At 70.4% G+C, this 13,313-nt stretch carries 9 protein-coding genes; 3 read left to right on the forward strand and 6 right to left on the reverse strand.

All coding sequences use genetic code 11. The features are described from left to right. Positions 1-182: 182 nt before the first annotated feature. From KZ686_RS21750 to KZ686_RS21760, 3 genes are read right to left on the reverse strand one after another with little or no spacing between them, the layout of a single operon-like run. A complete protein-coding gene (locus KZ686_RS21750; protein ID WP_265633640.1) occupies positions 183-2,450 on the reverse strand; it encodes a xanthine dehydrogenase family protein molybdopterin-binding subunit in 2,268 nt (755 codons plus the stop codon). Then, positions 2,443-3,441: an FAD binding domain-containing protein gene (locus KZ686_RS21755; protein ID WP_265633641.1), complete on the reverse strand. Its 999-nt coding sequence runs from the start codon at positions 3,439-3,441 to the stop codon at positions 2,443-2,445. The genes KZ686_RS21750 and KZ686_RS21755 overlap by 8 nt, the downstream gene beginning before the upstream one ends. Next, positions 3,438-4,148, reverse strand: a complete 711-nt coding sequence (locus KZ686_RS21760) for a 2Fe-2S iron-sulfur cluster-binding protein (protein WP_226106196.1) — start codon at positions 4,146-4,148, stop codon at positions 3,438-3,440. Before KZ686_RS21760 ends, KZ686_RS21755 begins: the two co-directional genes overlap by 4 nt. Positions 4,149-4,500: 352 nt before the next feature. Between KZ686_RS21760 and KZ686_RS21765 the strand changes: the two genes are divergently transcribed. Further along, the gene (locus tag KZ686_RS21765; protein ID WP_226106194.1) at positions 4,501-5,445 is read left to right on the forward strand and encodes a LysR family transcriptional regulator; all 945 of its coding nucleotides are present in this window, start codon (positions 4,501-4,503) and stop codon (positions 5,443-5,445) included. 36 nt (positions 5,446-5,481) lie between these two features. Here the strand turns inward: KZ686_RS21765 and KZ686_RS21770 are convergent, their stop codons facing one another. After that, positions 5,482-6,918, reverse strand: coding sequence for an alpha/beta hydrolase family protein (locus tag KZ686_RS21770; protein WP_226106192.1), 1,437 nt, complete (start codon positions 6,916-6,918; stop codon positions 5,482-5,484). Between the two features lie 225 nt (positions 6,919-7,143). Continuing rightward, positions 7,144-7,848: a glutathione binding-like protein gene (locus tag KZ686_RS21775; protein WP_150082815.1), complete on the reverse strand. Its 705-nt coding sequence runs from the start codon at positions 7,846-7,848 to the stop codon at positions 7,144-7,146. A gap of 322 nt (positions 7,849-8,170) precedes the next feature. Here KZ686_RS21775 and KZ686_RS21780 point away from each other — a divergent pair, with 322 nt between their 5' ends. Then, positions 8,171-10,915, forward strand: coding sequence for a penicillin-binding protein 1A (locus KZ686_RS21780; protein WP_265633642.1), 2,745 nt, complete (start codon positions 8,171-8,173; stop codon positions 10,913-10,915). 66 nt (positions 10,916-10,981) lie between these two features. Then, on the forward strand, positions 10,982-11,653 hold the full coding sequence (locus KZ686_RS21785) for a MarC family protein (RefSeq protein WP_149316305.1): 672 nt from the start codon (positions 10,982-10,984) through the stop codon (positions 11,651-11,653). 149 nt (positions 11,654-11,802) lie between these two features. Here the strand turns inward: KZ686_RS21785 and KZ686_RS21790 are convergent, their stop codons facing one another. Continuing rightward, positions 11,803-13,302 (reverse strand): methyl-accepting chemotaxis protein, encoded by a 1,500-nt coding sequence (locus KZ686_RS21790; protein WP_265633643.1) that lies wholly within the window; start codon positions 13,300-13,302, stop codon positions 11,803-11,805. Positions 13,303-13,313: the final 11 nt, after the last annotated feature.

Consider the following 13,313-nt stretch of genomic DNA (forward strand, 5'->3'; position numbering starts at 1 on the left):
TCGCTTGGCGATTGGCTTGCGGTGCGGCTTGCAGGTCGGCTTGCGGTTCGACTTGCGTTGGGCTTGCGTTGGGCTTGCGGTTGGGCTCGCAGGTCGACTTGCGGTGCGGCTTGCCGCCGCAGTAGCCGATGCATTCTAACGTCGCCGATGCGAAGCGCGTGCCATGCCTGTCCTTCGCCCGATCAAGCCCGCATGCCGTCCAGCACCTTGTCCAGCGTCAGCGGATAGCTGCGCAGCCGGATGCCGGTCGCATTGAACACGGCATTGGCCAGCGACGCCCCTGCGCCGCAGATGCCCAGCTCGCCGACGCCCTTGGCGCCGAGCGGATTGGCCTTGTCGTCGTATTCGTCGAGGAAGACCGCCTCGATCGCCGGGATGTCCGCATGCGCGGGCACGTGGTAGCCGGCCAGGTCGCGATTGACGAAGGCGCCGTAGCGCGGGTCGACCATGGTCTCTTCCATCAGCGCCGCCCCCACGCCCCAGATCATGCCGCCGATCATCTGCGAGCGCGCCGTCTTTGGGTTCAGGATGCGGCCCGCGGCGAATACGCCCAGCATGCGCCGCAGCCGGATTTCGCCGGTGTCCATGTCGACGCCGACCTCGGCGAAATGCGCGCCGTAGGCGTGCTGCGAGTACGCCTGATATTCCGGGCCGCGCTGCACCTCGCCGGTTACGCTGAGCCCGTCGGGCATCGTGCGCGCCAGCAGGGCGCCCAATGGTTCGGATTTGCCGCCGGCGTGCAGACGGCCGTCCGCGAGCCTGGCCTGCGCCGGGTCGCTGCCGAACAGGGGCGAGGCGCGGTCGGCCGCGGCAACTTCCGCCAGCTTGCGGCACAGCGCCGCGCAGGTATTGAACACCGCCGAGCCGGTGCTGGCCGCGCCCCAGGAGCCGCCCGAGCCCGGCGTCGGCGGGAAGTCGCTGTCGCCCATCTCGACCTGCACCGCCTGCAACGGCAGGCCAAGCGATTGCGCCGCGATCTGCGTCAGGATCGTATAGGTGCCGGTGCCGATATCGGTCATCGACAGCCGCACCCGCGCGGTGGCATCGCGATACAGCGTGACCTCCGCCTTGGACGCCTGCAGGTAGTTCGGCCGGATCGCCGCCGACATGCCATAGCCGATCAGCCAGCGGCCCTCGCGCATATTGCCCGGTGTCGAGGGCCGGCGCGACCAGCCGAAGCGCTCGGCGCCCTCGCGCATGCAGGCGACCAGGCCGCGCGTGGAGAAGGGGACGTTGCGCTCGGGATCGACGCGCGGCTCGTTGCGGATGCGCAGTTCGATCGGGTCCATCCGCAGCGCATGCGCCAGCTCGTCGACCGCGCACTCCAGCGCCAGCGCGCCCGGCGCCTCGCCCGGCGCGCGCATGATGTCCGAGGGCGGCAGGTCGAGCCGGACCAGCCGATGGCTGGTGCGCCGGTTCGGCGCGGCATACAGCGAGCGCGTGAAGGCTGCGGTCTGCTCGGCGAATTCGTCGTACATCGCGGTCTGCTCGATCACGTCGTGCGCCAGCGCGGTCATGCGGCCATCGCGGCCGGCGGCCAGGCGGATGCGCTGGCGTGTTTCGGTGCGATGGTTGGTGTTGGCGAACATCTGCTGCCGCGTCAGCGTGACCTTGACCGGCCGCCCTGTCATGCGCGCGCCGATCGCAGCCAGGATCGCGTCGGCATGGGTCGGCACCTTGGAGCCGAAGCCACCGCCGACATGCTTGCAGACCACGCGCACATTCTCGGCCGGCAGATTCAGCGTGCGCGACACCGCGATCTGGCAGGTGTCGACCATCTGGGTCGAGGTATGGATCAGCAGCCGGTCTCCCGACCACTGCGCGACAGTGCCGTGCGGCTCCATCGGGTTCACGTGTTCGTACGGGGTCGTATAGGTGGCGTCGATTCGCACCGGCCCGGCGGCGAACGCAGCATCGAAGTCGCCGACCGCGGTGTCGTGCGGCATGCCGGCATTGATGCCGTCCGGCACGTAGGCGTTGCGAAGCTCGGCGGTCATGTCGAATTTCGCGCCCCATTCGGGCGTGTACCGCACCCGCACGCGCGCCGCGGCGTCGCGCGCGGCCTCGAACGATTCGGCGATCACCAGCGCGACCGGCTGGCCGTAGTGGCGCACGCGGTCGCTGTCGAGCATGGGCTTGGGCCGTTCGAAGCGCCGCGCCACCTTGGGCGGGCCGTAGGGCGATTGCGCCGGCGCGTTGCGATGGGTGGCGATCAGGATCACGCCGGGCATCTGCGCGGCGGCCTCGGTATCGATGGCGGCGATGCGGCCGCGCGCGATCGCGCTTTCGACGAGGTAGCCGTAGGCGAGCGGGCCGTTGGGCACGTGATCGCAGGCGTAGACGGCGCGGCCCGTGACCTTGAGCCGTCCCTCGACCCGGTCGACCGGCGTGCCGATCCATTGCTGGCCGGCGTTTTGATCTCTCCGCTGGCGCTGCTGAAGTTCATCCATGGTGGGCTCCGTCGCGTTGCGATGCCTGCATCAGGCTGGCCTGCAATACCCGCCTTGCCAGCGGAATCTTGAAGTCGTTGCCGCCGAAGCCGCGCGCGCCGGCCAGCGCCGTATCGGCGGCACGGGCGAACAGCTGCGCGGACGGCGCCTTGCCGGTCAGCATGGCCTCGGCCTCCGGCACGCGCCAGGGACGATGCGCGATGCCGCCGAACGCCGCGCGCACGTTCTGCAGGCGGCCGCCTTCGACCTGCGCGATCAGCGCCACCGACACCAGCGCGAAAGCGAACGAGGCCCGGTCGCGCACCTTGCGGTACGACTGGACGCCGGGCGGGGGCGGCGGCAGCACGACCGCGCCGATCAGCTCGCCGGGCGCCAGATCGGTCTCCAGATGCGGCGTCTGTCCCGGCGCGCGGTAGAGCTGCTGGAGCGGGATCACACGCATGCGCCCATCGGGCTGCACGGTCTCGATGCGCGCGTCGAGGGCGCTCAGCGCAACCGCCATGTCCGACGGATGCACCGCGATGCAGGCCTCGCTGTGGCCGACTACCGCATGCATGCGGTTGACGCCGCGCAGCGCCGCGCAACCCGATCCGGGCGAGCGCTTGTTGCACGGCATCGCGGTGTCGTAGAAGTAGGGGCAGCGCGTGCGCTGCAGCAGATTGCCGGCGGTGGTGGCCTTGTTGCGGATCTGCGCGGAGGCGCCGGCCAGCAGCGCGCGCGTCAGCAGCGGATAGCGTTCGCGCACCAGCGGGTGGGCCGCCAGGTCGCTGTTGCGCACGGTCGCGCCGATGCGCAGCGTGCCGTCGGCGCCGGCCTCGATGCCGTGCAGCGGCAGCGCGTTGACGTCGACCAGCCGCGTGGGCCGCTCGATCTGCAGCTTCATCAGGTCGAGCAGATTGGTGCCGCCGGCGATGAAGCGCGCGTCGGGCTGCGCCGCGGACGCGACCGCGTCCCTGAGCGCGGTCGGGCGCTCGTAGGTAAAGGGGATCATCGCTGGCTCCCGGCCGCGCTGCGGATCGCGGCGACGATATTCGGATAGGCGCTGCAGCGGCACAGGTTGCCGCTCATGCGTTCGCGCACCTCGGCCTCGCTCAGGTCCTGCAGCGATACCGTGCGGGCGCCGCTCAGGTCGGCACTGGCATGGCTGGGCACGCCGTCGGCGACCTCGCGCAGCATGCCGACCGCGGAGCAGATTTGCCCGGGCGTGCAGAAGCCGCACTGGAAGCCGTCGTGCGCGATGAAGGCGGCCTGCAACGGATGCAGCTGTCCGCCGCGCTCCAGTCCCTCGATCGTGGCGATCTCGTCCTGCTGGTGCATCACCGCCAGCGTCAGGCACGCGTTGATGCGGCGGCCGTTCAGCAGCACCGTGCATGCGCCGCATTGCCCGTGGTCGCAGCCCTTCTTGGTGCCGGTCAGATGCAGCGTCTCGCGCAGCGCGTCGAGCAGCGAGGTGCGGACATCGAGCGCGAGCTGATGGCGCTTGCCGTTGACGGTCAGCGTGACCGGTGCGTTCGGTGCGCCCGGCCTGCCGGGTTCGCCGGCTGCGGCCGGCATCGGCGCGCCGCCTGCGGCGCCCGGTGTTTGCGCGACGGCCGGCGTGACGGGCAGCACCGTGATGCCGCCGGCGGCCACCGTGGTACCGAGAAACGCGCGCCGGCTGAGCCGTGGCGTGCCTGTGTCGTCGTGGCGATTGCCCATGGGGAGCTCCCGAGTCGAGGTGGCGGGGCGCGGTGCTGCCGTGGATGAAACGAGCCGGCAGCAGCGCGATCGGGCGCAGTTTGCGCAATCGCTTTATCGGGTGGTAGCCTCGGCGCGGTTGAAACCTCTTCAACCGGATGGCTAGGAACGAGGCGGGCATTGGCTTTGGCGGCGACGCCGTCAGCGCATCGTCACGACGCTGTCAGCGTGGTGACAGTTTCGGGTCAGCGGCTTGTCAGCGCGCTGCCGCGATACTGCAAGCCAGGGGCCGCCGGGCGCGATCGACGCGGGCCGCGACGGCCCCGATCATCCCCACATTCCCCCCTTCGAACCGCACGGACAGGATGGCGCGATGGACCGCTTGCGAGCGCTGACGGTATTCGTACGTGTGGCCCAGGCCCGCAGCTTCAGCCAGGGCGCGCGCGAGCTCGGCATGTCGCCGCAGGCGGCCAGCAAGCAGGTGATGCTGCTCGAACGGATGCTCGGCGTGCGGCTGCTGCACCGTACCACGCAGAAGGTCGGCCTGACCCGCGAGGGGGAGCAGCTGCTGGCGCAGTGCCAGCGTCCCGTCGAATCGCTCGAGGTGGCGCTGCGCCATATCGATGGCGACCGCGAGCACGTGGCCGGCGTGGTACGCGTTGCGGCGCCGTATTCGCTGGCGCACCGCTATGTCGCGCCGGCCATCGCCGCGTTCGTGCAGGCGTATCCCGACGTCGCGGTCGAGTTGCTGGTCGGCGACCAGCTGACCGACGTGATCGAGCAGGGCATCGATATCGGCCTGCGTACCGGCAGCCTGCCCGACAGCTCGCTGGTGGCGCGCCGCATCGCGCCGCTGCAGCTGATCGTCTGCGCGGCGCCTGCCTATCTGGAGCGGCACGGCGTGCCGCGGAGCATCGCCGAGCTGGAGCGGCACCGTTGCACGAGCTTCCTGCATCCGCGCACGGGCAAGGTGTTTCCGTGGGAATTCCTGGTCGACGGCGCGATCGAGACGCGCACCTTTGCGCCGTTCGTCGCGACCAACGATGTCGATGCCGAGGTCGAGACGGTGGCCAGCGGCGCGGCGATCGGGCAGTTCTTCCAGTACGCGGTGGCGCAGCACCTGCGGGCCGGGCGGCTGGTGCCGGTGCTGCCCCAGCATACGACCGAGCGCTACGGGGTGTTCCTGTACATGCCGGCACGCGCGCACGTGCCGCGGCGCAATCGCCTGCTGGCGGATTTTCTGGTGCAGACGCTGGCCGGACATGAGGACTTCCAGCGCATTGTGCTGGAGCTGCCGGCCGTGCGGCGGCGCGCCTGATCGACGCGCCGCCGCGGTTCCACTACGCGGCTCGCCTTACGACGCCGGACACGGCAGGGCCGCCGCGATCTGCGGCCGGCCCTGCGCGATGGCCGGCGAATCGTCCGCGCTCACCGTGTTGTCGGTGAACCTGCAGCCGTAGTCGGGCCGCGCCACGGTGGCGGCGTCGAGCACGTTGTCGCCCTCCGGCCTCGGCCCGCCCTGTTCCCACTGCACCATCGCCTCGAACGCCGCCTTCTGCTCGGCCACCGTGAAATCGCAATGGCTGACGCCGCGGATCGCGCGCTGCACCAGCCATTGCGCGGTGCCCTGCGCATCGGCCCGCCGCTTGTAGATCTGCTGCATGCTGAACGGCACGTACATGTCGCCGAGCGTATGCAGCGTGACCACCGGCACGTTGATGCGCGCATTGGTCTTCGGGATCCAGCGCAGGCCGTCGCGCCGCAGGCGGTTGGCCTCGGGATCGGCCCTGGCGCGCAGGATGGTGTCGTTCAGCGTGGTTTCTTCCGCCGACAGCGCCGGATCGCCGTCGAGCTGGTAGACGATGCTGGTGGTCGACACGCCGTTGCGGTTCAGGATGCCGTTGATGGTGCCGTCGCCGCCGAAGGTGCCCCACACCGTGTTCTGCACCGGGCCGGCGAAGCCCTGATCGAACATGGGACGGGCGCCGCCGGTGAGGTTCTGCACGATCGCCTTGACCTTGTCGCCCTGCGCGGTGGTTGCGCTCGGGAAGGTGGTGAACAGCGCGTCGCGCACCGCCGGTGCGATCTCGGCCCAGTTGTTTACCGGCCACGCCGTGGCCGGACGGCCCGCGTATTGCTGGGCGGCGAGCTGGTAGGCCGCGAAGTAGTCGAACAGTTCGGTATCGCCGAGCACGCCGCACATCGGCACCGCGCCGTGATAGCGGACCTTGTTGTTGGCGGTATCCAGCGTCTCCTGGTCGACCGCCGCGGCGGCGATATGGCCGCCCATCGAATGGCCGATGATATAGATGCGGCTCGGCGGCGCGAGCGGCCGCCGATTCTGCGCGGCGATCTGCACGAAGGCCAGCGCCAGTGCATTGGTGTCCTCGACACCGGCGCGCACGTCGTAGTAGTTCTTGCTGTAGCTCGACGCCGCCCACGCGTAGCCGGCCTCGATCAGATGGCGGCGGATGCTCGGCGTGGTGACGCCCAGCACCGCGCCGGTGCCGGCATAGCCGTGCGCGTACATCACGAGCTTGCCGTTCCACTGCTTGGGAACCTCGATGCGGTAGCCGGAGCCCTTCAGCGTGCCGGTCCAGCGGTCGGTCTCCGGCGCGTCGGCCAGCGCCGGGAAGGCGAGGGCGGCTTCGTTGACGGTGAAGGTGCGGCTGTCCTGGGCGCGGGTCTCTTCCGGCTGGCGCGGCGGATCGTCGTCGTCGCCGCCGCAGGCAGCGAGCGGCAATGCGGCGGCCAGCGCCAGCGCCAGGGCGGCGCGCTTGGTGAGCTGCATGGTTGTCTCCTCGTTATCTCGTTTTGGACACTGGGGAGGCCTTCGCCTTCATGCCGCACTGCCACATCGCTTCGTCACGAAAACGAACGACCGTGCACGAAGTCTAAAGACGAGGAGACGAAAAGTAAAAGAAAAGCCGCCCAGCGTTTCGTCTGGCGAAATGCCGGGCGGCTGCTGCAGGCGGCTCCTGCGGGCGGCCGCTCCAAGGACGGTGGTGGCCGCCGGTCAGCCGCGCCTGGGAATTTCCAGCCCGCGGATCACCGCCGGCCGCGCGACAAAGGCATCGAGCACGCGTTGCACCTGCGGGAAATCGTCGAAGCCGACCAGCTCCCTGGCCTCGTAGAAGCCGATCAGGTTGCGGATCCACGGGAAGGTGGCGACATCGGCGATGGTGTACTGCTCGCCCATGATCCAGTCACGCCCGGCCAGGTGTTTCTCGAGTACGCCGAGCAGGCGCCGCGATTCGGCGACGTAGCGGTCCCGTGGGCGCTTGTCCTCGTACTCCCTGCCGGCGAACTTGTGGAAGAAGCCGACCTGTCCAAACATCGGGCCGACGCCGCCCATCTGGAACATCACCCACTGGATGGTCTGATAGCGCGCGGCCGGATCGGCGGGGAGCAGCTTGCCGGTCTTCTCGGCCAGGTAAAGCAGGATCGCGCCGGACTCGAACAGCGCCAGCGGCTTGCCGCCCGGGCCGTTGGGATCGAGGATCGCGGGGATCTTGTTGTTCGGATTCAGCGACAGGAATTCGGGCGAGAGCTGATCGTCGGCGTCGAACCGCACCAGGTGCGGCTCATAGGGGAGCCCGATTTCCTCCAGCATGATCGACGCCTTGACGCCGTTGGGCGTCGTCAGCGAATACAGCTGCAGCCGGTCGGGATGCTGGGCGGGCCATTTGCGGGTGATCGGGTACGCGGAAAGATCGGGCATGGTTCCTTGGTCTTGGTCCTGGCTTGACGGGACGGTTGCCGCCGCGGATGGCGATGGCGCCGGGCGGTGCCACCGGAGGGCACCGGGAGGCGCCGGCGATGGCGCCGAGGTTGGCATCGACGGTGGCGCCGTGCATCGCGACCGCCGCGGCGGGCAGAGGTGATCATAAGCCCTTTGCCGGCAACGCGTAGGGACGGTCCCGCGCCGGGCATCGGCGGCGGCCACCGCCCGTTTTGGTACGATGCACGCTTCCCGAATTCGCAGTACTCCGTGTGAAGCGTCTTTTCCTACTCAGCGCCGGCCACGCCGGCGAGCGCGCGCCATGATGCGCGACCGTCTGCGCAGCACCTTTGCCGACTGGCGGGCGCGGCTGCGCCGGCCGACCGGCCGCCAGATCGCCTGGGGCGTGGCCGCGGTGCCCGTCCTCTTTCTCGCCTATACGCTGGTGCTGGTGCCGTTCACGCCCGGCATCAGCGATATCCGCAAGGCCAAGTCCGAGCGGCCGGCGCAGGTGCTGTCGGCCGACGGCAAGGTGCTGGCCGAGTTCAAGCGCGCCAACCGCGACTGGGTGCCACTGGACAAGATTTCGCCCAACGTGGTCGCGGCCTTGATCTCCACCGAGGACCACCGCTTCTACGAGCATTTCGGCCTGGACTGGCGGCGCACCGCGGCGGCAGCCTGGTACACGCTGTCCGGCGATCGGCAGGGCGGCTCGACGCTGACCCAGCAGCTGGCCCGCAACCTGTATCCGGAGGAGATCGGCCGCGCCGCCAGCGTGACGCGCAAGATCAAGGAAGCGATCACCGCGCTGAAGATCGAGGCGCTGTATTCGAAGGACGAGATTCTCGAGACCTATCTGAACACGGTGCCGTTCCTGTACAACGCGACCGGCATCGAGATGGCGGCGCGCACCTATTTCGACAAGCCGGCCGACCGGCTCGACGTGCTCGAGAGCGCCACGCTGGTCGGCATGCTCAAGGGCACCAGCTACTACAACCCGGTGCTCAATCCCGAGCGCGCGGTCGAGCGCCGCAATACGGTGCTGGCGCAGATGGTCAAGCGCGGCAAGCTCAAGCCCGCGCAATTCGAGGCGTTGAAGAAGCGCCCGCTGCGGATCGACTTCGAGCGGCAATCGCCGGAAGAGGGGCCGGCCCCGCATTTCGCGCAGCAGTTGCGCAAGTGGCTGATCGACTGGGCCGACCGCAACGACTACAACATCTACACCGACGGCCTGGTGGTCCATACCACCATCGACTCGCGCCTGCAGGCGATGGCCAACCAGGCGGTGGCGCGCCAGGGCGCGCGGCTGCAGGGAATCGCCAATGCGGCGTGGTCCCCGCGCGGTGGCTGGAGCGCGAATCGCGCGCTGGTCGAGGCCTTCATGCGCGAGACCGCCCAATACCGTGCCGCGCGCGAGGCAGGCCTCGCCGATGCGGACGCGCTGGCGCAAGTGCGCAAGAACGCCGACGCGATGCAGAAACTGCACGAACAGAAGACGCGCATCCAGGCGGGCTTTCTGGCGATCGATCCGCGCAACGGCGAGATCCGCGCGTGGGTCGGCAGCCGCGACTTCGCCGACGATGCCTTCGATCACGTGCAGCAGGCGCGCCGCCAGCCCGGCTCGACGTTCAAGCCCTTTGTCTACGGCGCGGCCTTTGCGCAGGGCATCGGCCCGGACACGACGCTGCGCGACGAGGCCGTCGAGATCCGGCTGGCCGGGGGCGAGGTCTGGCGCCCGACCGACGGCGGCCCGCCGAGCGGACGCGAACTGACGCTGCGCGACGGCCTCGTCTATTCGAAGAACACCATCACCGCGCAGCTGATGCAGCAGGTCGGCCCGGTGCGCGTGGCCAACCTGGCGCGGGCGATGGGCGTGCGGCAGAGCCGGCTCGACACGGTGCCGTCGCTGGCGCTGGGCACCAGTCCCGTGACGCTGAAGGAAATGGTCGCGGCCTACGGCACCATCGCCAACGGCGGCGCCTATCAGGAACCGACCATGGTGACCCGCATCGAGGACCGCGACGGCCATGTGCTCGAGTCCTTCCGCCCGGCATCGCCGGAGCGCGTGTTGCCGCCCGCGGTCGCCTACACGCTGCTCGACGTGATGCGCGATGTGGTCGCCCGCGGCACGGGCGCCAGCATTCGCACCCGCTACGGCATCCATGCCGACGTCGCCGGCAAGACCGGCACCACGCAGGACAACGCCGACGGCTGGTTCATCCTGATGCATCCACAGCTCGTGGCCGGCGCCTGGGTCGGCTTCAACGACGCGCGCGTGACGCTGCGCAGCGACTACTGGGGCCAGGGCGCACACAGCGCGCTGCCGATCGTCGGCGACGTGTTCCGCCGCGCCTTGCAGACGCGCGCCATCGATCAGCGCGTGCGCTTCGAGAACCAGCAGCAGCCGGGCATGCTCGATCCGTGGCTGAAGTCGGTGGAAGGCTGGTGGGCGCGCACCTTCGGTCCGGCGTCGGAGCCGGAGGCGGCGGCCGAGGTCCACGTCACGCCGGCGCCGGCCGCGCGGCAGGAGACGCCGGTGGACAGCGGCATGGCCTCCGAGCCTGAGGTGCTGGACGAGGCCGAGCCGCTGCCGTTGCCGACCGATCCGCAGGCATCGGCGCCGTTCGGGGAGCCGGTTGCCGGGGCCGGCCAGCCGGCATCGGCCGGGGCGGCGCCTGGGGCGATCAATGGAACCGGTACGCCTGGCGCCGCCGGCACGAATGCGGGGCCGAATCCGGGGGGCTACCCGGGAAGCTATCCGGCACCGGGCGTCGGCACTGGCAACGCCCCGCCTCCCGCGGTTTCGCCGCCGGCGGGGCAGGGCAGCGGGGCCGCGCAAGGGGCCGCGAACGGATCGGCCGGTGCACGGCCATCGGCAACACCACCGACGCCGGCGGCGCCCGCGCCGTCGCCTGCACCGTCTGCTGCGCCGCTGCCGCAGGCGGCACCGCCCGCCGTGCCGTCGGCACCGCCATCCGCACCGGCCCCGCCACCGGCCCCAACCCCAACGCCGGCACCGCTACCGCCGGCCACCAACGGCGCGGCGAGCCCCAATGCCCCCGGCTGATCGCAGTAGTCGCCGCAGTGCCCCATGCGCTATGCTTGCGCGATTTGGTGAGGATAGGCGCGCACAATGGGCATCCTGAGCTTGAGCAATCTGGTGGCGGAGTTCCTGCTCGCGTTCTCCGCGCTGCTCAGTATCATCAACCCGTTCGGCATGGCATTCGTGCTGTTCGACCGGACCCGCTTCCTGACCGTCGAGGAGCGTCGCAAGCTGAGCCGCCAGGTCGCGATCAATTCGCTGATCGTGCTGCTGGTGACCTTCTTCCTCGGCACCGCCATCCTCGGCTTCTTCGGCATCTCGCTGCAGGCGCTGCGCCTGGCCGGCGGCTTCGTGGTGGCGTTCAGCGGCTGGACCATGCTGAACGCGCCGACGCAGCCCGCCGAGAAGCGCATCGAATCGGTCTCGACCGGCGATGTCACGCAGATGGCGTTTTTCCCGCTGACGATTCCGCTGACCACCGGCCCCGGCTCGATCGCCACCGCGATCGCGCTGAACGCCAGCCGCAGCCGCGAATGGCGCGATGCGATCGAATCGGCGGTGGTGTCGGTGACGGTCAGTGTCGCCGTGGCGATCGTCGTCTATGTGGTCTACAGCCGCGCAGAACTGCTGGCCCGCGTGCTGGGACCGGAAGGCACCAACGTCGTCACGCGGCTGTCGGCCTTCCTGCTGCTGTGCATCGGCGTGCAGATCATGATGACGGGCATCAGCGAATACCTGACGACGCTGCCGGGCCTGGGCTGATCGCCGGCATTGCCCGCACCCCGCACCCCGCACCCCGCACCCCCGCAGCCCCGCAGCCCCGCAGCCCGCAGCCCGCAGCCCCGCAGCCCCGTACCGCCGCACCGCCGCACCGCCCGGCGGCGCGTGCGGATGGTCGGCCATCCCGCGACCTAATCCAGCCTGAACTGCCCCACCGCGCCGGTCAGCCGCGCCAGTTGCTGCTGCTGGCGCGCGACCTCTTGCGCGGTCTGGTCGACATGGTCGACGTTCTGGCGCGAGGCCGCGTCGATGCCGGCGATATTCCCATCCACCTGATCGATGCCAGCGCGCTGTCCACCGGTGGCGAGCGCCATCTGGTCGACGATGGCGGCGAGCCGCGCGACGCTGGCCTCGAGTTCGCCCATCGTGCTGCCGGCGGTGCCGACCAGTTCCGAGCCGGCGCGCGCGCGGTCGACCGATTCGCCGATCAGCGCGCGGATCTCCTTGGCCGCCGCGGCGCTGCGCTGCGCCAGCGTGCGCACCTCGCCCGCCACCACCGCGAAGCCGCGGCCCTGCTCGCCCGCGCGGGCGGCCTCGACCGAGGCGTTCAGCGCCAGGATATTGGTCTGGAATGCGATGCCGTCGATCACGCCGATGATGTCGGCGATCCGTTCGCTGGCCGCATGGATCTCGCCCATCGTGCGGATGACCGAGCCGATCACCTCGCCGCCCTGCGCGGCCACCGCGCGCGACGTGCCCGCCAGCGTGTGGGCCGCCTGCGCGTGGTCGGCGTTCTCGTGGGCGCTGCGGCGCAGCTCGCTCATCGCCGTGACGATTTCCTCCAGCGCGCGCTGCTGGCTGTGCGTGCGTTCGGCCAGCACCGTATTGCGCTGCAGGATGTCGCCGGAGGCAGCGGCGGCCTCCGCCGCGCTGTCTCGCACCTGCAGCAGCGTGCCGCGCACCGCGTCCAGCGTGGCCTGGAACGAGCGCGCCAGCGCGCTGGCCGGCCGCGGCGCGCCGGCGCGCGCCGGCGTCAGCGTCAGGTAGCCGGGATCGCTGCCGATGCGCGCGGCCAGCGCCGCCAGTTCGCCGGCGGAGCGGGCGTCGGCCTCCATCCGATGGGCCAGCACCACCAGCACCGCGGTCTGCACCACGACGAAGGCCGCATGCAGCAGCACGATGCCCAGGCCCGGCTCGGTGAAGCAGATCACGCCCCAGCCCCAGGTCTGGAAATAGTTGAAGCTCAGGTGGTGCACGGCGATCAGCGCCGCGGCCAGCAGGATCGGCCGGAAGTCGCGATAGGCCAGCAGCACCGACAGCAGCACGAACACCGCGAAGTGGTACTCGGCCTGCCCGTGCGCCTGGTGGATCAGCAGCCCGACCATCGTCATCGAGATCGCCGCGGTCGCCAATCGCGTGCCGAGCCGGCCCGGTAGCGCCGCGGCCCACAGGCTGGCCGCCGCCGACAGCGGCAGGCCGACCGCCAGGCTCGGGCCGAGCGTGCCGTAGCGCCAGCCCGCCAGCAGCGATGCCGCCCACAGCAGCCAGATCGTTCCGACCAGCAGGCGGTCGGCGCGCCGGTGGACGGCCTCCAGCAGCGTGCCGGCGGCCTGCGCCTCCGGCACGCGTTCATCCGGTCGCGTGGCGGTGTGACCCGCTTCCGCGCGCAAAGCGAGCGTGCTGCTACCCATTCGACCCCCTG

This window comes from Cupriavidus cauae, from assembly GCF_026210475.1.
GTDB classification, from domain to species: domain Bacteria; phylum Pseudomonadota; class Gammaproteobacteria; order Burkholderiales; family Burkholderiaceae; genus Cupriavidus; species Cupriavidus cauae.